A 20,120-nucleotide genomic window follows, 5' to 3' on the forward strand; every position below is an offset into this window, starting at 1 on the left:
GCGCGCCGCCCTGATGCCGCTGCTCGTCGGCCTGCTGGTGCTGGCCCTGCTGGTGTCGGGTTTCCTGTGGTGGCGCAGCCGCGACGGGGGCGGCGGCATGGTTGCCGAGGACACGAACTCATCCACGCCGACGATCTCGTCCTGGGACGAGAGGTCGTCCTCCCCCACCCCCTCACCATCGGCCAGCGGCTCGGACGACCCGGCGCCCTCAGGCGGGGCGATGGTGGCGTGCCCGGTCGGCGGCGGTGACGTGCACCCGAACTCCGGCAGTCAGATCACCGGCGGCGGATTGGCCTTCGACCGGGTCGAGGGCTGGGACGACGCCGACAACTTCTCGATGCCGTGGACCTATGACATGGGCGCACAGACCGACACCGTCTATTCGGGTTGGTTCTCGCTGGTGTCGGTGGGCGCGCTGTCGGTCGCGGACGGCTTCGAGCAGCCCAAGCGGTCGACGCAGATGATGATGAGCTGTTTCGCCACCTCGTCGTACTACTTGGGCTACTCGGGCCGCAAGGACCTGGTCAGCGAGGCCGTCACCATCAACGGCCACGCCGGCTGGCACCTGCGCAGCGAGATCTACGTGAACATGCTGAACCTGCCGCAGGTGAAGGGCGACACGGTGGACGTGATCGTCGTCGACCTGGGCAATCCGGCGTCGCTGGGCGTGTTCGTGTCCAGCTACACCATCGACGATGCGGGCCGCCAGAAGCAGGTGGAGGGCGCGATCGCGACCCTCACCACCAGCTGAGCCCCATCAGTGCTTGAAGGGGCCCCAGCCCTCGGAGTCCTTGTCCCAGTCGTCGGCGCCGGCCTCCTCCTTGGCGGCATCCTCCTGTGCGTCCCATGCCTCGGTGTTGGCCTGGGCGTGCTGGAGCGCGAGCTGTGCCTCCTCGCGGGTGGCGTAGGGGCCGAGGCGGTCCTCGGCCTTGACCTCGTCGGCCTCGGTCACGACGCGGCGGTCGACGAGCGACCAGTAGAAGGGTCCGTCGGTCATCGTTGCTCTCCTGACTAGACTGCGGCTTCGTGAGTGCCATCAAGCCCTATCCCATCAGCCCGATGCGTCCCGTGCCCGGGAGCATCGCCCGTCCGGAGTACGTGGGCAAGCCGGCTCCTTCACCGTACCGGGGCTCGCACGTGCAGTCGCCGGAGACGATCGAGAAGATCAAGGTCGCGGGCAACATCGCGGCCAGCGCGATGCACGAGGCCGGCAAGGCCGTCCGTCCCGGCATCACCACCGACGAACTGGACGCGATCGCGCACGAGTACATGCTCGACCACGGGGCCTACCCGTCCACGCTCGGCTACCGGGGCTACCCGAAATCGGTGTGCACCAGCGTGAACGAGGTGATCTGCCACGGGATCCCGGACGCGCGCCCGCTCGAGGACGGCGACATCGTCAAGATTGACGTGACGGCCTTCAAGGACGGCGTGCACGGCGACAACTGCTTCACCTTCTTCTGTGGTGACGTGGACGCCGAGTCGAAGCTGCTCACCCAGCGCACCCAGGAGGCGATGAACCGGGCGATCAAGATGTGCCGTCCGGGGCGTCCGCTGAGCGTGATCGGACGGGTGATCGAGAGCTACGCGAAGCGCTTCGGCTATGGCGTGGTGCGCGACTACACCGGCCACGGCGTGCACACGGCCTTCCACTCCGGCCTGGTGATCCTGCACTACGACGAGCCGCGACTGGACACCCCGATGCAGGAGGGGATGACCTTTACGATCGAGCCGATGCTGACCCTGGGCGACTACCGCTCGCACCAATGGGACGACGACTGGACGGTGCTGACCAATGACGGCTCGCGCTGCGCACAGTTCGAGCAGACGATCGTGATCACGTCCGACGGCGCGCAGGTCCTGACCGTGGCTGATGATCCGGTGGTGCTGGACTTCAACTGAGCTGGCCGGGCACCACTGGACAAGAAGTCGGGGACGGTTCTGGACACGAGCACAGCTGCGATCCTGCGAGCAGCGGGGCGCCCGAGTGCAAGGGGGGCGAAGGGGTGTCTTCCCCCCTCCCACCAGCAGAGTGTGACGAGTCGGCCTGTAAGCCGGATTTTGTGACCCCTTGCGGGGCCGGTGACCATCCATCTGCGAGTGCTGTTGCCAGCACCCTTCGGCCGTGGCCGTGCGACCTACCAGCCAGCTCGGGCGGGCAGCCCTCGAATGCTGGCTTTTTGGTCTTGCTCCGGGTGGGGTTTGCCTGGCCAGCCCAGTCGCCTGGGCTGCCGGTGGTCTCTTGCACCGCCGTTTCACCCTTACCAGCAGCGCACCTCTCGGTGACGCGCTGGCGGTCTGTTCTCTGTGGCACTGTCCCGCGGATCGCTCCGGGTCGGTGTTGCCGACCACCCTGCCCTACGGAGTCCGGACTTTCCTCGACGCCTTGCGGCGCCGCGGTCACCCGGCCGACTCGTCCGAACCATCCTAGCGGTCGGCGCCGTTCCGGCTCTCCGCCCCAGATGCGGGGCCCGAACGCCGGCCTCAGACGCGGGAGAGCACCACCTTGCCGGCGACCAGGTCGACCGACTCCAACCGGACGCTGACCTCGCTGCCCAGTTCCAACCCGTCCGCCTTGAGCCGGGCCTCAATGGCAGGGTGCTCGATGGACACCGTGCCGCCGGACTTCTGGTCCAGTTCGACCACGACCGCCGCGAAGACCTGTCCCACGCGCTGGGACATGACGAGGGCCTCGACCAGGTCCACATTGCCGCGCTCGAACTTCTTCGCCCGCGAGTCCGAGTCACGCATCTCGTCCGGGAGGGCGGACAGCGCGTCCAGCGTCCAGCGTGGCACCGCGGTGCCGGCGCACAGGTGGACGCAGATCTCACCGACGTAGCGGTCCACGAGCCGTCGCAGCGGCGCGGTCGTGTGGGCGTAGTTGGCCGCGAGCGCACCGTGCTGGACGGTCGCCGGGTCGACGCCGGCCGCGACGAGTGTGTACCCCGCGCCGCGGAACAGCGCGGTACAAGCGGTCATCATCGCCAGGTGGGTGGGCTGGGAGACGTCCAGTGACCGGACGAAGTCGGGGTAGCCCATGTCAGTGGGCCAGTCGATGTGCAGCGAGCGGGCCGTGCGGCGCAGTCGCTCGACGGCGGACGGTTCGGCCGGCGGCAGGGTGCGCAGGATCCCCACTCCCCCGTCCAGCATGATCTTCGCGGCGGCCATGCCGGTGAGCAGGCTGATCTGGGCATTCCAGTCCTCAACGGGCAGCGGCGCTCGGTAGCTGATGTGCCAGCCCCGCTCGTCGGTGGTGATCTCCTGCTCGGGCAGGTTCAGCGAGACGCCACCGCGGGCAGCCTCGAGCCGTTGGCGCAAGGTGCCCACCTCGCGCAGCAGTTGCGCCCATTCGGGGGCGGTTCCAGCGTCCAACCAGCCCTGCACCTGCACATAGCTGAGGCGCTCGCGGGATCGCACCGTGGCCCGGACCACGGTGCCCGTCACCTGGTTGCCCTGGGCATCGAGTTCGATCTTCCAGACCAGCGCAGGACGCGGTGTGCCGTCGTCCAGCAGGCTGGCGGCCTGCTCGCTGACCTCGCTGGGATGAAGCGGAATCCGCTCGTTGGGGGCGTAGAAGGTCTGGCCACGGCGATGCGCCTCGACGTCGATGGCACCGCCAGGGGCGACCCACGCGGCAACATCGGCGATGGCGTACCAGACGGTGAAGGCGGCACCGTTGGCGCCCTCGGCCGCGCGCTCGATGAACATGGCCTGGTCGAGGTCCATGGAGCCCTCGGGATCGATGGTGACGAACCCGATGGCGGTCAGGTCCCGGCGCTCCCCCAGGTCCAGCGGCCCAGAGGCCACCCGTTCACGCACCTGCGCCAGCACGGCGTCCGGGAATGCCTCGGGCACCTCCAGCGACTCGCGCAGGTGCGCGATGCCCTCGCGGATCTCCTCGGGGACCTCGGCAGCGATGTGCAGGTGGCGTGCGGGCATGGTGTTCCCTCTCGTCGGCTGGACTACAGCCTGCCACCCGCAGCGCCGAAGCTCACTCGGGCAGGCCGGACTCCTTGGTGCGCACCAGGATGCGATCGCACTCCTCGCAGCGCAGCACCTCGTCGGGGGCGGCGTCCGCGTAGCGTCGCAGGTCTGCGGCATTGGCCTCGAGCTGGCAGCCGGTGCAGCGGCGTGCCTTGAGGGCGGCAGCCCCCAGCCCGCTGCGGGCGGCGATCTTGTCGTAGAGGCCCATGAGGTCAGTGGGCACCAGACGCCGTTGCGCGTCACGCTCGGAGGTGCGGTCGGCCACCTGCGCGTCGATGGCTGCGAACTCGTCGTTGCGGCGGGTCATCAGCTCGCGGATGCGGGTCTCGAGCGCCTCGCGCTCGCTGGACACCTTGTCGCGGGCATGCGTGAGGTTCTCGATGACCTCCATGGCGTCCAGCTCCTGGTCCTCCAGCTTGCCGATGCGGCGCTTGAGGTGCTCGATCTCGTCGACCAGACCGGCGAGCGCCTTCGTGTCGGTGACCGAGCCGGAGTCGACCCGCTGCTGGTTGCGCTCAAGGCGGGCACGGGTGGGATCGAGATCGGCCTCGATGCGCGCCTGGTCGCCCTCGGCGTCGCCCAGACGGGTCTCGGCGGCCACCTGCTCCTCGACGAGCGTGGCGCGCTGCGCCATCAGCTGCTCGATCTGGGCCAGCTCGGGCAGCGTCTTGCGACGGTGCGTGAGGCGGGCGATCTCGGAGTCGATGGCGGCGAGATCGAGCAGTCGCAGCTGGGCAGCCGGTTCGGCGCGCATGGTGGCCTCTCTGTTCAGGTGAAACCCCAGCCTACCGGCCCGATTCCCCCACAAGAACTGGTGCACCCGCTGCCTCGTCGTAAGATGGACCGTTCCCGACGAGAGGCCACGATGGCGCACGACACCACCGGGCCCACGGGCCGCGACTACCTGAAACTGGTGGTCGTGCTGGGTTGCCTCGGCGCCCTCGGCCCAATGACGATCGACACCTACCTACCCGCGCTGCCCACCCTCGCCCGCCAGCTGGACGCGACCGATTCCCAGGCCCAATTGACCCTGAGCGCGATGATGATGGGCCTTGGGCTGGGCCAGCTCTTCTTCGGACCGCTCTCCGACACCTTCGGCCGACGCCGCCCCCTGCTGATCGGCTTGGCCGGCCACGCGATCGCCAGCGTGATCTGCGGGTTGGCGCCGTCGATCTGGGTGCTGCTGGCCGGACGTGCGTTGCAGGGCCTGTGCGCCGCCGCGGTCGCGGTCACCTCGCAGGCCGTGATCCGGGACCTCTTCCGCGGCATGAAGGCCGCCGAACTGTTGAGCCGGCTCGCGCTGATCACGGGTCTGGCGCCGATCCTGGCTCCGCTGGTCGGTTCGGGGCTGTTGACCTTCACCACTTGGCGCGGTGTCTTCGTCATCCTCTCCCTGGCAGCATGCGCGTTGATCGTGCTGGCCCGGCGCCAGTTGCCGGAGACCCTGCCACCGCAGCGACGGATCGCCCCGAACCTGGGCTCCACCCTCGCGGCCTACCGCCGGGTGCTCTCCGACAAGCTGTTCATCGCGGTCGTGATGGTCGGCTCACTGGTGTTCACCTCGCTGTTCGCCTATGTGTCGGGTTCGTCCTTCGTGATGCAGGACGTCTTCGGGCTGTCGCCACAGGTCTTCGGCGTCGCCTTCGCCACCATGTCGCTGGGCCTTTCGGTGGCCAGCCAGCTGAACCCGCGGCTCGTGCGTCGGGTGGGGCCGGTGCGCGGCCTGATGGTCGGGCTGTCCGTGATGAGCTTCGGCTCGCTGGTGATGCTGGCCCTGGCCTGGAACCAGACCTTTGGGCTGGCCGGTTTCCTCGCCCCGATGTTCGTCGTGATGGGCGGGCTGGGCATCTCGCTGCCCAACGGTCCCGCCGTCGCACTGCACCGTCACGGTGAGTCAGCCGGCACCGCCGCCGCCCTGCTCGGTGCCGGACAGTTCGCGATGGGTGCGATCGTCACGCCGTTGGTCGGTGCATTGGCCGACGGCACCTCACGTCCGATCCCGCTGGTGATGAGCGTCGCCAGCTTGCTGGGGCTGGCGATCCTGGTGCCGGTCGCGCGCCGGCTGCGCGCCGAGAGCTTCGACTGAGACTCAGGCCCGGGGTAGGTCCGTCTGGCTGACGTGATTGCCCTTGTACAGCAGCGGCACACCGTGGGAGCGGGCGACGGCCCGACAAGGAAGATTCCCCACTGCTTCCCGTGGCTGGTCAGAAGTTCCAGCGCACGATGGCCGGGGACTCCTTCTCCTGACCGAGCACGCACACCCGCCCTGTTGCCAAGGGGAATGACTGCCCGCGGGCGATGTCGATGTCGAGCCAGCACAGCGCCAGGACGCGGGAGGCGTGCCCGTGGCTGAAGCAGATGGCCTTGTCGACGCCGGAATCGCGCACTCGCTGGACCACCTGGGTCATCCGGTTGATCACCTGCGTCTTGGTCTCGCCACCGGGCAGGTCGTGGGTCCAGATGCGCCAGCCGGGCACTTGCTCGCGGATCTCGTTGGAGGTGCGGCCCTCGTAGTCGCCGTAGAACCACTCGGCAAGGTTCTCGTCCACCTCGGCGTGCTCGAAACCGGCCAGCTGGGCGGTCCGACGGGCCCGCAGGCGGGGGCTGGTGAGCACGAGACCGAACTCGGAGGGGTCGAGCCGCTCGCGCAGGTGCTTGGCCTCGTGCACTCCGTCGGGCGTGAGGTCGAGGTCGGTGACGGAGGTGTGCTGGCCGGACTTGCTCCAGGCGGTTGCTCCGTGGCGGACGAGGTAGAGCTCGGTCATGGGCCCAGCATAGGAAACGGCTGCACCACAGTCGAGGGGTGCGCTGACCCGCCGCAGCCTACTTCTCGTCCAGCTGCCGGATCACGGGCAGTCGTCCCGAGGCCAGCATGAAGTGCTCCCCGGCCCGCCAGTGCTCCACCATCTGCGTGTGCAGCCGGGTGTCCGTGGGCAGGTCACCCAGCAGCGACGAGACCTCCGCGCCGGATGGCGGCTCGACGTCGAAGCCGAAGTAGAGCGCGTCCCGGTCACGCTCGCGGATCTTCCAGACATCCCAGCGGGCGCAGAAGGCGGCGATGTTGGAGCCGGGCACGAGATGGGCCAGCGCCGGGTCCAGCAACCACGACTCGCAGATGAACCAGTCGATCGGCCCGAGATCGGGGTGACGCTCTTCGAAGAAGGTGGAAGCCTGCACCAGCGAGTCGTCCACCGCGTCCGGTTCCAGGGGGCCGTCGCCGGGAATGTGCACGGACAGCACGGGCACCTCGTGGCCCTCGCCCATGCCCAGATCGCTGCGGGTCACCTCGAACTGCAACCGCCCCAACCGGGCGAAACCGGCGCCCAGCACGACCGCCAACCACCATTGCGTGTCCAGGCCGGTGCGGCCGTGCACGGTGCGGAACTTGCGCAGCTGCTGACCGATGTCAGCCTGGGTGGAGCGCACCACCTCGTCGGGGTAACCGTCAGCCAGGTCGAGCCCGGCCAGCCGGGGCGCCGCCTGGACGAGCGCCAGCAGCGGCAGCACACCTGTTCCCAACCGGTGCTCGTCGTCGCAGGCTTCGAAGACCCTCGCCTCGCGTCCGGTGATGCGCGCGTCACGACCGTCCACCAGCCGTTGGACGAGTTCGTCGACTCGGGAGTGGTCGTCCTCGCCCAGGCCCTGCGACCAGGCGATCACCTGGTCGGCATCGACTTGGTCGAGGCCGAGTGTCGCCAACTGTTCACCGAGCTGGGCTGGGGCTGGGGTACGCGCATCCATGGGGCGCAAGCCTATGCTTTCCGGTGGCCCGGGAAACATCCGCGCCGTTGTGCCCAAAGGAGTGGTGAATGTCCGACGAACAGCCCGCCCTGCCCAACCGGCAGACCCCTTTCAGCGAAGCGTTTCAGGCCTTCATCCCGGCCGACTGGGCTCCCTATCCCGACGACCTGCCGGCCCTGCTGCCCGCCGCCGAGTTCGCGCCGGCGCGCCGCGAGGCCATCTCGGCACGGTTCCTGGGCGATCGGATCGTCGTCCCCGCCGGCGGCCTGAAGGTGCGGTCGAATGACTGCGACTACCGCTTCCGTCCGCACTCTGCCTTCGCTCACCTGACCGGGCTGGGCACCGACCGCGAGCCCGACGCCGTGCTCGTGCTGGAGCCCACCGACGCGGGCCACCACGCCACCCTGTTCTTCAAGCCCCGCGCGCCCCGCACCGACCCGGAGTTCTACGCCGACGCCCGCTACGGCGAGATGTGGGTGGGCCAGCGCGAGAGCCTGGCGGAGATGTCCGCGCTGACCGGGCTCGACTGCGCACCCATCTCCCAGCTCGAGGACGCGATCGCCAAGAATGCGTCTTCGACCAGGGTGCGGGTGCTCCGCCAGGCCGACGAGCAGCTCGCTGCCACCGTCGACCGGCTGCGGGAACTCGGCGACGCGACGGCGGACGACGAACTGGAAGTCGCCTTGTCGACGCTGCGCTTGGTCAAGGACGACTTCGAGGCCGAGCAGATGAGGCAGGCCTGCCGCGCCACCGCCGTCGGTTTCGAGGCTGTCGTCGCCGAACTGCCCGAGGCGATCAAGCGCGGAGGTGGTGAGCGTTGGGTCGAGGGGGTCTTCGGACTGCACGCCCGCCACCAGGGCAATGCTGTCGGCTACGACACCATCGCCGCGGGCGGTGACCACGCCAACACCCTGCACTGGATTCGCAACGACGGTGACCTGCGCGACGGCGACCTGTTGCTGATGGACGCAGGGGTCGAGCTCGACACCCTGTACACCGCCGACATCACCCGCACGCTGCCGGTCTCCGGCACCTTCACCGAGCCGCAGCGCCGGGTCTACGAGGCAGTGCTGGCCGCCCAAGAGGCCGGGATCGCAGCCGCGCAGCCGGGCGCGAAATTCAGCGACGTGCACGCCGCAGCCATCAAGGTCGTCGCGCAGTACCTGTGCGACTGGGGGCTGCTGCCGGTCACGCCCGAGGAGTCGCTCGGCCCCGACGGTGGGCAGCACCGCCGCTGGATGGCCCACGGCACCTCGCACCACCTCGGCATCGACGTCCACGACTGCGCCCAGGCGCTGCGCGAGGACTACCGCGACGGTGTTCTGCGTCCGGGCATGGTGATCACGGTCGAGCCCGGCATCTACCTCAAGGCCACCGACCTGCTCGTCCCGGACGAGTTCAAGGGCATCGGCGTGCGGATCGAGGACGACATCTTGATCACGGAGGACGGAAACGAGAACTTGTCCGCATTGTTGCCGCGAACCGCGGACGAGGTCGAGGAGTGGATGGCCGGTATCTGGCAGCGGGGGCAGTGATGGCTGATCGCCGCTTCATCCCGGCCACTCGGCGGCCCAGCCGTCCCGCACCACCGATCCGCCGCATCGCCAACAAGCGATGGGCCACCACCCCGGATTCCGTCCAGGCCTGGGGCTGGTACGTCGACGGCGAGAAGCAGAAGTGTGACGTGCTCGACCTGGCCACCGAGCGGGCCAAGGAGGGCGAGGGTTTCGTCTGGCTGGGCCTGAAGGACCCCACTGACGAGGACATGTCGCGCTTCGCGCGCCAGTTCGACCTGCACCCACTCGCGATCGAGGATGCCGTCGAGGGCCACACCCGCAGCAAACTGGAGCAGTTCGGCGACACGCTGTTCTGCGTCATCTCGACGGTCGCCTATGTTGACCACGAGGCGGTCACCGAGACCTCCGAGATCGTGTCCACCGGACAGATCATGGTCTTCCTCGGCGAGAACTTCGTGATGACGGTGCGACGCGGCGAGAACACCCCGCTGTACCTGCTGCGCCAGCAGCTGGAGCGCGAACCGGAAGACCTCGCGCTGGGCCCGGCCTATGTGCTCTACAAGGTGCTCGACCGGATCGTCGACGACTACATGCAGGTGGTGTCGGACTTCGAGACCGACATCGACGAGGTCGAGGAGGACATCTTCGCCCAGTCGGGAACCACCGGCGTCGACCGCGTCTACAACCTCAAGCGAGAGCTGATCGAGTTCAAGCGCTCGGTGGTGCCCCTGGCCGCTCCGCTCTCGGCGTTGTCGACGCGGACCTATCCGGTGGTGCCGCCGGAGACGCGGGCCTACTTCCGCGAGGTGGCCGACCACCACACCGATGCCCGCGAATCCATCCTCTCCTTCGACGAAGTGCTCTCGACCATCCTCCAGGCGGGGCTCGCCCGGGTGGGGGTGGCCGACAACCAGGACATGCGGCGGCTCTCCGCGGTGGTCGCGGTGCTTGCGGTCCCCACGACACTGGGCGCGGTCTACGGCATGAACTTCGACAACATGCCCGAGTTGCACACCCGCTACGGCTACTTCGTCGTGCTGGCGGTCATGGTCCTGGGCATGGCGGCCTGTATCGCCTACTTCCGGGACAAGGGCTGGTTGTAGCGAACGCCAAACGCCGGAAGTGTCACCGGCCAGCGCACGGTCATCACGACTCCTGCTGCCCTGACGGGCGATGGCGCCACCGACACCGTCCAGGACAGGCCCGCCTCAGGCGCGTTTCGGCTGGCCCAGAACCTGGAGCACCGAGGCGAGGCCCTGATGGCCGCGACCCTCGAAGATACGGCGCTCGACGATGCGGACGTCGAGGTCCAGAGCGCTCCAGTCATCCTGCACCTCGCTGCGGGTGACCATGACCTCGTCGTCCTCGGGGCCGCCGGCGCCCAACTGCAGCTGCGCCGGAGTGAAGACCTCCATCAGCAGTTTCCCCCGCGGCGCCAACCGCGACTGGAATCCCTCCGCCACCTGACGGCGCAGCTGAGGCTCGAGGTGGACGAAGATCCACACGATGGCGTCCCACGGGCCCTGGGCGGCATCGCTGTGCACCCACTCGGCCAGGTCGCCCACCTGCGCGTCGATGGAGACCTCACGTTCCCGCGCCAGCCCCAGCGCCTTCTCGACGCCCTTGGGCGACAGTTCCACCGACGTGACCTGGTGACCCTTCTGCGCCAGCCAGGTGCCATTGCGCCCCTCACCGTCGCCAACCACCAGCACGCGTCCGCCGCGGCGCAGCATCACCTCCGCCTGTACCAGGAAGTCATTGGGCCGGTAGCCGTAGAAGGAGTCGTAACGGGAGTAACGCTCATTCCACAGTTCGCGCTGAGCTGCTGTGTCCATCGTGTGCTCCATGTGGTGGTTCTGGTGGTCAGCTGCGTGGATGGGTCAACGTGGTTCAGCTGGCGGGCTGCGACGGTGGCCACACCTGCGGCACGCCGACGCCGAGCATCCGGCGGGCCTGGTCGATCACCTTGTGCTCCGCGAGCACCTCGTAGCGGGTCGCGACGATCGCCTGCACGGACGCGAAGTCACGCTGCCCACGGGTGGCCGCTTGAGCCATCACCGCCGAGAGCAGGCCCATCATGACGCCCATCGTCAGGCCGATCACCAGCGCAGAGGTCATCGAATAGCCGGTGGGCAGGAAGCTCAACAGCAGCGCGAACAACAGCCCGGTCCCAAGCCCGCTGATGGCACCGCTTGCGAGCACGCTGCCCCAAGTCCGACGTCCGAGCACCCGCTCGACCTGCTTGAGGTCGGTGCCGACGATGCACAGGTTCTGCACCGGGAAACCATTGTCGGCCAGGTGGTCGACGGCCTTCTGCGCCTCGGCGTAGGTGGCGTACACGGCCACGGATTGCGGGTACTCCAGTGGCATCACCGTGGAGGCGGCCTGCATGTTCATCGACATGCTTCTACCCTATCCGCGGGTCAACAGCCCGATGGGCTCAGTGATCGCCGGCCTTGGCCAGGATCGCCTCGGCCACTCGCAGCCCTGCCACGTCGACCATCTCGTCGTCCACGACGATCGCGCCGGTCGCTCCCCCACCGCTGGAGGTGGCGTGGGCGTAGGCCTGGACGATACGGCGGGCACGTTCCACGTCGGCGGCCGGCGGGCTGAACACATCGTTGCCGACGGCGACCTGGTCGGGGTGCAGCACCCACTTGCCGTCGTAGCCGAGCGCAGCCGAGCTGGACGCCGAGGTGCGGAAGCCGTCGATGTCACGGATGCCGACGAAGGGTCCGTCGATCGCCTGGAGACCGTGCGCCCGCGCCGCAACCAGGATGCTCATCTGGACGTGGTGGAAGGCATCCCCGACATATCCCGGCGGCTGCGAACCGACGTTCAGCGTCGCCATCCCCATCGAGGCCATGAAGTCGCCCGGTCCGTAGACCAGGGTTTCGGTGCGAGGGCTGGCGGCGGCGATCTCGGCGACGTGCAGCAGACCGCGCGCCTCCTCGATCTGCAGCTCGAAGCCGATCCGTCCAACCTCCCAGCCGGCCTCCTGCTCGGCCTGGGTGACCAGCAGGTCCAGCGCGACGACCTGCGCGGCGGAGGTAACCTTCGGCAGCACCATGGCGTTGATCCGGTCACCGGCGGGGATGACGACCTCCAGCACGTCACGGGTGGTCCAGGGCGTCGACCAGTCGTTGACGCGGTAGGTGACTGTCGGTGCCAGCCACCCCTCGTCCGCGCGTAGCGCCTCGACGATCCGGGAGCGCGCCTCTTCCTTGGCGGGCGGTGCGACCGCGTCCTCCAGGTCGAGGAAGAGGGCGTCGACGGGCTGGGTCCGCGACTTCGCGATGAAGCGGTCGGACGAGCCGGGGACGGCCAGGACGGTACGGCGGGCGCGCAGCGGGCGCCCCGAGGTGGTCTCGCTCACCCCGCCAGCCTAGCCACGGCCCCGTCGCTCGGGGCGGGGCGGCCGGGACGGGTGCGGACGAGCGCCGTCGGGTAGATTCACGCTGTGAGCGTCTCCACGTCCGCGGTCTTCGTGAGCCGCCTACAGGGCCTGCCGGTGCTGGACGCCACCGGCGACCCCCTCGGCAAGGTGCGCGATGTCGTGATCCAGCTCCGCACCGCCAAGCGGGCGCCTCGAGTGAAGGGCCTGGTCGTCGAACTCTTCGCGCGGAAGCGAATCTTCGTCCCGATCGCTCGCGTCCGCTCCATCGACATCACCCAGGTCGCGATCCAGGGCCAGGTGGACACCCGCCGCTTCCAGCGCCGCGATGCCGAGACGCTGGTGATCGAGTCGCTGTTCGACCGCACCATCGAGCGTCCGAACGGACGCCGCGCCGCGATCTATGACGTCTCCATCAAGCCGGTTCGCGCGATGGAGTGGGAGGTGGCCGACGTCGCTCTGCGGGAGCTGACAACGGGTTCCCGCTTTCGGCTCGGCTCGCGAGGCGCCACCTCCATCCACCGCTGGTCCGAGGTTCCCGACCTGCTCTTGTCGTCGACGCAGGAGACCGACCACCTGCTGGCCCAGCTGGTCGACATGAAGCCCGCCGACGTGGCTCGCGAGCTGCACGACATGGGGCCCGAGCGTCGTCAGGCCGTCGTCCGGGCGCTGGACGACACCCAGCTCGCCGAGGCGATGGAGGAACTCCCCGAGGACGAGCAGATCGCACTGCTGAGCGCCTTGGAGGTGGAGCGCGCGGCAGACGTCCTGGAGGAGATGGATGCCGATGACGCTGCCGACATCATCAAGGGACTGCCCTCCCACATGGCCGAGGACCTGCTGCAGCGGATGGAGCCCGAGGAAGCCGCCGACGTCCGCGGCCTGCTGATCTACGCTGACTACACCGCGGGCGGCATGATGACGCCCGAGCCGGTGATCCTGGCCACCGACGCGACGGTCGCCGACGCGCTGGCCCGGGTGCGCAACGAGGAACTCTCCCCCGCGCTGGCCTCGATGGTCTTCGTCTGCCGGCCCCCCTTGGACATTCCGTCCGGGCGATATGTCGGCGCCGTCCACACCCAGCGGCTGCTGCGCGAACCCCCGTCCACGCTGGTCTCCGCGCTGGTGGACCAAGGGCTGGAGCCGCTCAACCCCTCGTCGCCCACGGCCGAGGTGAGCCGCTTCTTCGCCACCTACAACCTGGTGGTCGCGCCGGTGGTCAATGCCGAGAAGCAACTCGTCGGCGCGGTCGCGGTCGACGACCTGATCGACCACATGCTGCCCGAGGACTGGCGCGGCGACCAGATGGACGGCACGGACGACGGCGCCCTGGACGCGTTGGGCACCGGCGAGGTGAGCGGTGGCTGACCGGGACCGCCAGACCTCGCGCCTCAACACCCCCGGCCGCCGCCAGCGGCTCCGGGTACCGAGCGTCGACTTCGACCCTGACACCTTTGGCCGCTTCGCCGAATGGGTGGCCCGCTTCATGGGAACGGCGCGTTTCCTGGTCTGGATGACGGTGCTGGTGATCATGTGGGTGACGTTGAACGTCGTCTCGATCTGGCACTGGAAGTGGGACCCCTACCCCTTCATCCTGCTGAACCTCTTCTTCTCGACCCAGGCCTCCTACTCGGCCCCGCTGATCCTGCTGGCCCAGAACCGTCAGGAGGGACGCGACCGGTTGAGCCTGGAGGAGGACCGCCGGGTGGCCGCCCAGAGCCGCGCCGACATGGACTACCTCGCCCGTGAGATCGCCAGCATCCGCACCAGCGTCGGCGAGCTTGCCACCCGCGACTACATTCGCAGTGAGATCCGCAGCACGCTGCGCGAGATGCTGGCCGAGCTGGACGCCCAGGACGAGGCGCGCAACCACGCCCAGCACGAGCCCCGCTCCACCGACCCACAGGACCTGTACCGCCCCACCGAGCGGTGACACCCGCGACGTGAAGATCCACAGCAGAAACCGAAACAAAGGAACGCAAGCCCAGATGAGCACCGACAACACCGGCCTGGACCCCCAGAACCTGGCCCCCCAGAGCCTGGACCCCCAGAACCTGGCCCCCCAGAGCCTGGACCCCCAGAACTTGGACCCCGAGCGCCTGGCCGGCGAGATCCGCGTCGCCCTGCATGGCGTCGACGACCCCGAGATCCACCGCCCGATCACCGAACTCGGCATGGTCGACGGCATCGAGGTCGACCCCTCGGGCCACGCGATCGTCCGCATCCTGCTGACCGTCGAGGGCTGCCCGATGAAGACCACGCTCACCGAGCGCGTCGAGGGTGCCGTCAAGGCGGTACAGGGCATCACCGGCGCCACCGTGGTGCTGGGCGTGATGGACGACGAACAGCGCAAGGCCCTGCGCCAGATGCTGCGCGGCGGCCAGCCCGAGCGCGAGATCCCCTTCGCGCAGCCCGGCAACCTGACCAAGGTGATCGCGATCGCCTCCGGCAAGGGTGGCGTCGGCAAATCGTCCGTGACCGTGAACCTGGCCGTCGCGCTGGCCCAGCTGGGCCACTCGGTCGGCATCCTGGACGCCGACATCTACGGTCACTCGGTGCCCGACATGCTCGGCCTGGGCGATGCCCGTCCGACCGCCGTCGAGGACATGATCATGCCCGTTCCCTCGCTGGGGTTGAAGGTGATCAGCGTCGGCATGCTGAAGCCCGACCGCGACCAGGTGATCGCCTGGCGTGGCCCAATCCTCGACCGTGCACTCACCCAGCTGCTGGCCGACGTCTACTGGGGCGACCTGGACTTCCTGATCCTCGACCTGCCGCCGGGCACCGGTGACGTGGCGATCTCGCTGGGCCAGAAGATCCCGAACTCCGAGGTCATCGTCGTGACGACCCCGCAGGTGGCGGCCGCCGAGGTGGCCGAGCGCGCAGGCACCATGGCCGCGATCATGCAACAGCGGGTGATCGGCGTCGTGGAGAACATGTCCTACCTGGAGGCAGTGTGCCCGCACTGCTCCGAGGCACACCGCGTCGAGCTCTTCGGTGCCGGCGGCGGCCAGGCCGTTGCCGACACGCTCACCGAGCGCCTGGGCTACGGCATCCCGCTGCTCGGTCAGGTGCCGATCCAGCAGACCCTGCGCGAGGGCGGCGACCTTGGCACCCCGATCGTGCTCGGCGATCCGGAGTCCCCCGCGGCCGTCGCATTGACCGCGCTGGCGAAGACCCTGGCGGGACGTCCGCGTGGTCTGGCCGGGATGCCGCTGGGCGTCACGCCGGTCTGAACGGCTGGTTTGTTCGATCCCCGGGCCGAAGGGTCTTTCGACACCGTGTGGGTTGATTGTCCCAAGGCTCGGGGATCGCTGTCCTTGGCTCGGGAGCTACGTTGCGTCGAGGTCGACCGGGACGGGTGCCCCCTCGGCCGCCAGTGCCGAGGACTGGCGTTCGACGTCGTGCCGGACGTCCTCCCCGAGCATCTTGAGGTCCTTGGCGGAACCCTCCATCTCGCTCTTCACGCCCTCCAGGTCGGCCTTGATCTCGTCCAGGTCGTCCTGCACCGCGTTGATGATGTGCTTCTGGACGAAGGTCTTGGGGTTCAGGTCACGGATGTCGAGGTCCGCGTACTCGGGGCCGAGCTCGGCGCGCAGCTGGTTCTGGGCATTGTTGGCGATGTTGCGCAGGAAGAACACCACACGGGCGGCCTTGCGGCTGAACTCAGGGATCTTCTCCGGGCCGAACATGATGGTCGCCAACACGACGAGCATCACTATTTCCCATGGTCCTGGCACGACTCACACCCTAGCGGCCGCGCTGGCCCACCAACGAACGCAGGCCTGCCCGGATGCGGCCGAGGCCACCGTCGGCGGGGCTCTGGTGGGGCAGCGCGTTGGCGACGCTCTGCGCGTGCCCACTCTCGTCAGAGTGCACGCAGATGACGATGTCGGAGCTCTGCCAGACGATGCGCTCCCCTGCCGCCGTCGCAGCGGTGCCGGGTGAGAGCCTGCCCCGCTGCTGCACCACGGTGACCTCCCGCTTGGCGTCGGCATAGACGGCGCGCACCGTGGTCGGCGCGGTCGCGGAATCGACCACCACCGAGGTCAGGACCATCCCGTCGATCTCGTCAGGGCAGCTGAACGCGGCCGGGCAATCGACGTCAACCGAGCTGGGGGTGGCCATGAACGCCGCCTGAGCAGCGGAACCCACGGCACTGAAGGGGATGGCACTGAAGGGGATGGCACTGAAGGGCACGGCAGTGCTGGTGGGCATCGTGCTGGTCAAACCCAGCGTGCTTCCATCGGGATCGGAGATGTCGGGCAGGTCGGGCGCGAGCAGCCAAGCGCCTGCCAACAGCCCCGTGGCGACGAGCACCATCCCGGAGGTCCCAACCAACATCCGCTGGCGCCGTCGCGCCCGCAGACTGGGTAGAGCGGTTTGTGTCTTGCGTCCCAGACACAGCTCACGCTGCGCATCGTCACCGGCGATCGCGAGCAGCCGGTCGGCCAGGCCGGCAGGCGCGCCAGCGATCGTGGCGGCCGTCGCCACCACAGTTCGCACGCCCTGCAGCTCCGCCAGCTCGGTGCGGCACTGCGAGCACCCGACCAGATGGCGGGCGATCACCTCGCGGGTGTGCCCATCGAGGGCATGGTCGGCGTAGGCGACGAGCTCGTCCCGCCAGGCAGTGCACTCGTTCATGCGTCCACCTCGTCGTACTCGAGGCGGGCGCCAAGGTAGCGCTCCCGGCCCTGGGTCGGGCGACGGTGGGCGAGGGCGGCGCGCAACTGCGTGCGCCCGCGGTGGATACGGCTGCGGACGGTGCCCAGACGGACGTCCAGAACCTGCGCGATCTCCTCGTAGCTGAGGCCCTCGATGTCACACAGCACGACGCATACGCGAAAGTCCGGCGCCAGCGCGGCCAGCGCCTGGGCGACGTCGGCGTCCAGCCCTGCGTCGTCCAGCAGCTCGTCCGGGGACGACATGGGTGAACCAACCCGCTCATTGGCAACCCCCATCGGGTCCATCCGGATTCGCTGTCGGCGGCGGGCCTGGTCGAGGAAGAGGTTGGTGGTGATCCGGTGCATCCAGCCCTCGAGCGTGCCCGGGGTGAAGGTGTGGATCGACTTGAAGACGCGGACGAAGACGTCCTGGGTGAGGTCCTCGGCGTCGTACCGGTTGCCGGTCAGGCGTAGCGCGAGGCGGTAGACCCGGTCGGAGTGGTCACGAACCAGCTCCTCCCAGGTGGGGGCCTGCCATTCATTGGACGCCACCTGCGTACCCATCGCCTGCTCCTCCCCTCGTCGGCACTGCCATGCTGGCCGACGAGCCTGTGTGGAGGCTGTGCGCGCGATGGGCATCATCGCTACAACGAACCCGTCGCGCGATGGGTTCCCGCAGCCGCGGGGAGGATCACAGGTCCGCGGCATCCAGCAGCGCGGCGAACACGGCGGCCTGCTCAGGGCTGGCGTCCTTGAGCGGACGACGAACGCCGCCGACCTCGAAACCTTGATGGGCCAGGCCTGCCTTGACCAGCATCACGCCCTGGGTCGCAAACACCCCGGTGTAGACGCCCAGCAGCGCGCGATGCAGTGCCAGCGCCTCGTCCAGACGTCCAGCGACGAAGGCCTCGACCATCTCGCGGGTGCGGCGGCCGGTGAAATGGGTGGAGGTGCCCACCACTCCGGCACCACCCACCGCCATCAGGGGCAACGTCATTCCGTCGTCACCGGAGTAGTAGGCCAGCGAGGTTTGCGCCATCACCACGGACGACGCGGCGGGAAGGCCCTTGGCATCCTTGACCGCGCGGATGTTGGGGTGCTCGGCCAGCTGGAGGAAGGTATCGGTCTCCACCTCGACACCGCTGCGATGCGGAATGTCGTAGATCATGATCGGTAGGTCGGTGGCATCGGCCACGGCGAGGAAGTGCTCCGCCACAGCGTCCTGCGGCGGACGCGAGTAGTAGGGGGTCACGACCAGCAGGCCGTCGGCACCGGCATCGGCGGCCTGGTGCGCGAGGTCGATGGTGTGGTGGGTGTCGAAGGTTCCGACGCCGGCGATCACCTGCGCCCGGTCCCCGACGGCAGCCGTCACGGTTCGCACCAGGTCGGCCTTCTCGGCATCCGTGGTGGTGGGCGACTCACCCGTCGTCCCGTTGATGACCAGCGAGTCATTGCCCTGCTCGTCGACCAGACGGACAGCCAACTCCGCGGCGCGGCCCAGGTCCACGGCCCCGTCGGCATCGAAGGGGGTCACCATCGCGGTGATGACCCGGCCAAAGATGGGCAGGCCGGCGGTGTCGCCAGGGGCGGCGGCGTCGTGCGGAGAACTCATGGGCTTCATCGTAGGGCTTCGCCCCCAGCCCCTCGCGGTCCGTCGAGCAGGTGGGACATGCCCTTCAACCCGAAGAAGTGCGCGATGGACCGGGCCGACTGGCCCCCGGTGTCGGGGTCCGCGCCGGCCGCCAGCAACATCGACACGAGTGCCTCGTCCTGTCGGAAGACGGCGCAGCCCAGGGCCGTCTGGCCACGCTCGTTGACGCGTTCGAGATCGGCGCCGCGGGCCACCAGCGCGGCAGCCAGGTCGTGGTGGCGGTGGTAGCAGGCAAGGATCAGCAGGGTGTCGCCGGACTCGTTGGTGAGGTTGACCGGCAGGCCCTGGTCGACCCATTCCGCCAGGCGCACGTCGCCGGAACGGGCGATGTCGAACATCGCACGCAGCTCGTCCAGCTGTTGCTCGGTCAACCCGACTGGGCCGGGGGCCTGCTGGGCATCCGTCTGGCTGCCAAATCTCTCGTCCATGGGTGGAGCCTATGAAGGTACGCTGGGCCCGTGACCCAGCAGCCAGCCGACACCAAAACCCTGAATGCCGCCTCATGCGGCTACGCGGAAGACTTCGTCCCCGCCAGCGAACACGCCCGCGAGGCCCGCAATGCCGCCGTCGAACTGGGCGTGGAGCCGCTCGGAAATGGCTCTGCTGCCACCCTGACCTTCCTCGCCCGCCTGATCGGAGCCCGCGCCGTGGTCGAGGTCGGCACCGGCGCCGGCGAGTCCGGTCTGGCCTTGTTCGAAGGGATGGGTTCGGAGGGCATCATCACCAGCATCGACCCCGAGGCTGAGCGCCAGGCCGCCGCCCGCCGCGCCTTCACCGGTGCCGGCATCGCCTCCCAGCGCTTCCGCCTGATCGCGAGCGCACCGCTCGAGGTGCTGGGCAAGCTCCGCGATGGGGCCTATGACCTGGTCTTCATCAACGGCGACAAGCTTGAGTACGTCGAGTACGTCGCCCAGGCCCTGCGCCTGCTGCGCCACGGGGGCGTCCTGGTGCTGAACGACGCGCTGTGGCACAACCTGGTCGCCGCCAGCGACAACGAGGACGACGAGACGTTGATCATCCGCGAGGCACTGCAGTCGGTCAGCGAGACCGAGGAGTTCACCAGCACTCTGTTGCCAGTGGGCGACGGACTGCTGGCTGCCGTCAAGGCCTGAGGCCGCCAGGCCGGTCCACCAGACGGAACGAGCCCGGGAGCCACCGATGACGGTGGC

General features: G+C 68.8%; 20 protein-coding genes, 1 other RNA gene and 1 pseudogene. 8 read left to right on the top strand and 14 right to left on the bottom strand.

Annotation, left to right across the window (positions count from 1 at the left end; genetic code table 11):
* Nucleotides 1-757: 757 nt before the first annotated feature.
* The gene (locus tag ABD089_RS07940) at nucleotides 758-997 is read right to left on the bottom strand and encodes a hypothetical protein (protein WP_343885759.1); all 240 of its coding nucleotides are present in this window, start codon (nucleotides 995-997) and stop codon (nucleotides 758-760) included.
* 29 nt (nucleotides 998-1,026) lie between these two features.
* On the opposite strand from ABD089_RS07940, the gene map reads away from it, so the two are divergent.
* Nucleotides 1,027-1,902 (top strand): type I methionyl aminopeptidase, encoded by an 876-nt coding sequence (gene map / locus ABD089_RS07945; protein WP_343885760.1) that lies wholly within the window; start codon nucleotides 1,027-1,029, stop codon nucleotides 1,900-1,902.
* A gap of 132 nt (nucleotides 1,903-2,034) precedes the next feature.
* Here map and rnpB read toward each other — a convergent pair.
* The 3 genes from rnpB to ABD089_RS07960 form a co-directional block, all read right to left on the bottom strand.
* Nucleotides 2,035-2,416, bottom strand: an RNA gene (gene rnpB / locus ABD089_RS07950) — RNase P RNA component class A.
* A gap of 68 nt (nucleotides 2,417-2,484) precedes the next feature.
* Complete coding sequence (locus ABD089_RS07955) at nucleotides 2,485-3,939, bottom strand: RNB domain-containing ribonuclease (RefSeq protein WP_343885761.1); 1,455 nt, start codon at nucleotides 3,937-3,939, stop codon at nucleotides 2,485-2,487.
* A gap of 52 nt (nucleotides 3,940-3,991) precedes the next feature.
* Nucleotides 3,992-4,738: a zinc ribbon domain-containing protein gene (locus ABD089_RS07960; RefSeq protein WP_343885762.1), complete on the bottom strand. Its 747-nt coding sequence runs from the start codon at nucleotides 4,736-4,738 to the stop codon at nucleotides 3,992-3,994.
* Nucleotides 4,739-4,849: 111 nt separating this feature from the next.
* On the opposite strand from ABD089_RS07960, the gene ABD089_RS07965 reads away from it, so the two are divergent.
* Complete coding sequence (locus ABD089_RS07965; RefSeq protein WP_343885763.1) at nucleotides 4,850-6,070, top strand: multidrug effflux MFS transporter; 1,221 nt, start codon at nucleotides 4,850-4,852, stop codon at nucleotides 6,068-6,070.
* A 118-nt stretch (nucleotides 6,071-6,188) separates the two neighbouring features.
* Here the strand turns inward: ABD089_RS07965 and ABD089_RS07970 are convergent, their stop codons facing one another.
* Entirely contained in the window at nucleotides 6,189-6,749 is a 561-nt protein-coding gene (locus ABD089_RS07970; protein ID WP_343885764.1) for a histidine phosphatase family protein, read from the bottom strand.
* A gap of 58 nt (nucleotides 6,750-6,807) precedes the next feature.
* Entirely contained in the window at nucleotides 6,808-7,725 is a 918-nt protein-coding gene (locus ABD089_RS07975) for an acyltransferase domain-containing protein (protein WP_343885765.1), read from the bottom strand.
* 68 nt (nucleotides 7,726-7,793) lie between these two features.
* Between ABD089_RS07975 and ABD089_RS07980 the strand changes: the two genes are divergently transcribed.
* Together ABD089_RS07980 and corA are read left to right on the top strand one after the other, a co-directional pair.
* The gene (locus tag ABD089_RS07980) at nucleotides 7,794-9,260 is read left to right on the top strand and encodes an aminopeptidase P family protein (RefSeq protein ID WP_343885767.1); all 1,467 of its coding nucleotides are present in this window, start codon (nucleotides 7,794-7,796) and stop codon (nucleotides 9,258-9,260) included.
* A complete protein-coding gene (gene corA / locus ABD089_RS07985; RefSeq protein WP_343885768.1) occupies nucleotides 9,260-10,345 on the top strand; it encodes a magnesium/cobalt transporter CorA in 1,086 nt (361 codons plus the stop codon). The genes ABD089_RS07980 and corA overlap by 1 nt, the downstream gene beginning before the upstream one ends.
* 105 nt (nucleotides 10,346-10,450) lie before the next feature.
* On the opposite strand, the gene ABD089_RS07990 is transcribed toward corA, so the two are convergent.
* From ABD089_RS07990 to ABD089_RS08000, 3 genes are read right to left on the bottom strand one after another with little or no spacing between them, the layout of a single operon-like run.
* Nucleotides 10,451-11,077 carry a class I SAM-dependent methyltransferase gene (locus ABD089_RS07990; protein ID WP_343885769.1) on the bottom strand — a complete coding sequence of 209 codons (627 nt, stop codon included), beginning with the start codon at nucleotides 11,075-11,077 and terminating at the stop codon, nucleotides 10,451-10,453.
* Between the two features lie 55 nt (nucleotides 11,078-11,132).
* Nucleotides 11,133-11,645 (bottom strand): YflT domain-containing protein, encoded by a 513-nt coding sequence (locus ABD089_RS07995; protein ID WP_343885770.1) that lies wholly within the window; start codon nucleotides 11,643-11,645, stop codon nucleotides 11,133-11,135.
* A gap of 37 nt (nucleotides 11,646-11,682) precedes the next feature.
* Nucleotides 11,683-12,618: an HpcH/HpaI aldolase/citrate lyase family protein gene (locus tag ABD089_RS08000; protein ID WP_343885771.1), complete on the bottom strand. Its 936-nt coding sequence runs from the start codon at nucleotides 12,616-12,618 to the stop codon at nucleotides 11,683-11,685.
* Between the two features lie 84 nt (nucleotides 12,619-12,702).
* On the opposite strand from ABD089_RS08000, the gene ABD089_RS08005 reads away from it, so the two are divergent.
* The 3 genes from ABD089_RS08005 to ABD089_RS08015 are packed head-to-tail and all read left to right on the top strand — an operon-like array spanning nucleotide 12,703 to nucleotide 15,872.
* Nucleotides 12,703-14,004, top strand: a complete 1,302-nt coding sequence (locus ABD089_RS08005; protein WP_343885773.1) for a magnesium transporter MgtE N-terminal domain-containing protein — start codon at nucleotides 12,703-12,705, stop codon at nucleotides 14,002-14,004.
* Nucleotides 13,997-14,569: a DUF1003 domain-containing protein gene (locus ABD089_RS08010; protein WP_343885774.1), complete on the top strand. Its 573-nt coding sequence runs from the start codon at nucleotides 13,997-13,999 to the stop codon at nucleotides 14,567-14,569. Before ABD089_RS08005 ends, ABD089_RS08010 begins: the two co-directional genes overlap by 8 nt.
* A gap of 55 nt (nucleotides 14,570-14,624) precedes the next feature.
* Nucleotides 14,625-15,872: an Mrp/NBP35 family ATP-binding protein gene (locus ABD089_RS08015; protein WP_343885775.1), complete on the top strand. Its 1,248-nt coding sequence runs from the start codon at nucleotides 14,625-14,627 to the stop codon at nucleotides 15,870-15,872.
* 96 nt (nucleotides 15,873-15,968) lie between these two features.
* Here ABD089_RS08015 and ABD089_RS08020 read toward each other — a convergent pair whose 3' ends face one another.
* From ABD089_RS08020 to ABD089_RS08040, 5 genes are read right to left on the bottom strand one after another with little or no spacing between them, the layout of a single operon-like run.
* Nucleotides 15,969-16,376, bottom strand: a complete 408-nt coding sequence (locus tag ABD089_RS08020) for a sec-independent translocase (RefSeq protein ID WP_343885776.1) — start codon at nucleotides 16,374-16,376, stop codon at nucleotides 15,969-15,971.
* A 10-nt stretch (nucleotides 16,377-16,386) separates the two neighbouring features.
* Complete coding sequence (locus ABD089_RS08025) at nucleotides 16,387-17,280, bottom strand: anti-sigma factor family protein (protein ID WP_343885778.1); 894 nt, start codon at nucleotides 17,278-17,280, stop codon at nucleotides 16,387-16,389.
* Nucleotides 17,277-18,008 carry an RNA polymerase sigma factor SigE gene (sigE, locus tag ABD089_RS08030; protein ID WP_386769563.1) on the bottom strand — a complete coding sequence of 244 codons (732 nt, stop codon included), beginning with the start codon at nucleotides 18,006-18,008 and terminating at the stop codon, nucleotides 17,277-17,279. Before sigE ends, ABD089_RS08025 begins: the two co-directional genes overlap by 4 nt.
* Nucleotides 17,992-18,912 (bottom strand): 4-hydroxy-tetrahydrodipicolinate synthase, encoded by a 921-nt coding sequence (gene dapA / locus ABD089_RS08035; RefSeq protein ID WP_343885780.1) that lies wholly within the window; start codon nucleotides 18,910-18,912, stop codon nucleotides 17,992-17,994. Before dapA ends, sigE begins: the two co-directional genes overlap by 17 nt.
* Before the next feature lie 5 nt (nucleotides 18,913-18,917).
* The gene (locus ABD089_RS08040; RefSeq protein ID WP_343885781.1) at nucleotides 18,918-19,379 is read right to left on the bottom strand and encodes an ankyrin repeat domain-containing protein; all 462 of its coding nucleotides are present in this window, start codon (nucleotides 19,377-19,379) and stop codon (nucleotides 18,918-18,920) included.
* 11 nt (nucleotides 19,380-19,390) lie between these two features.
* Between ABD089_RS08040 and ABD089_RS08045 the strand changes: the two are divergent.
* Nucleotides 19,391-20,063, top strand: a pseudogene (locus tag ABD089_RS08045) (O-methyltransferase).
* The last annotated feature ends 57 nt before the right edge of the window (nucleotides 20,064-20,120 follow it).

It is taken from the genome of Luteococcus sanguinis (assembly GCF_039527675.1).
In the GTDB taxonomy this organism is placed as follows: Bacteria; Actinomycetota; Actinomycetes; order Propionibacteriales; family Propionibacteriaceae; genus Luteococcus; species Luteococcus sanguinis.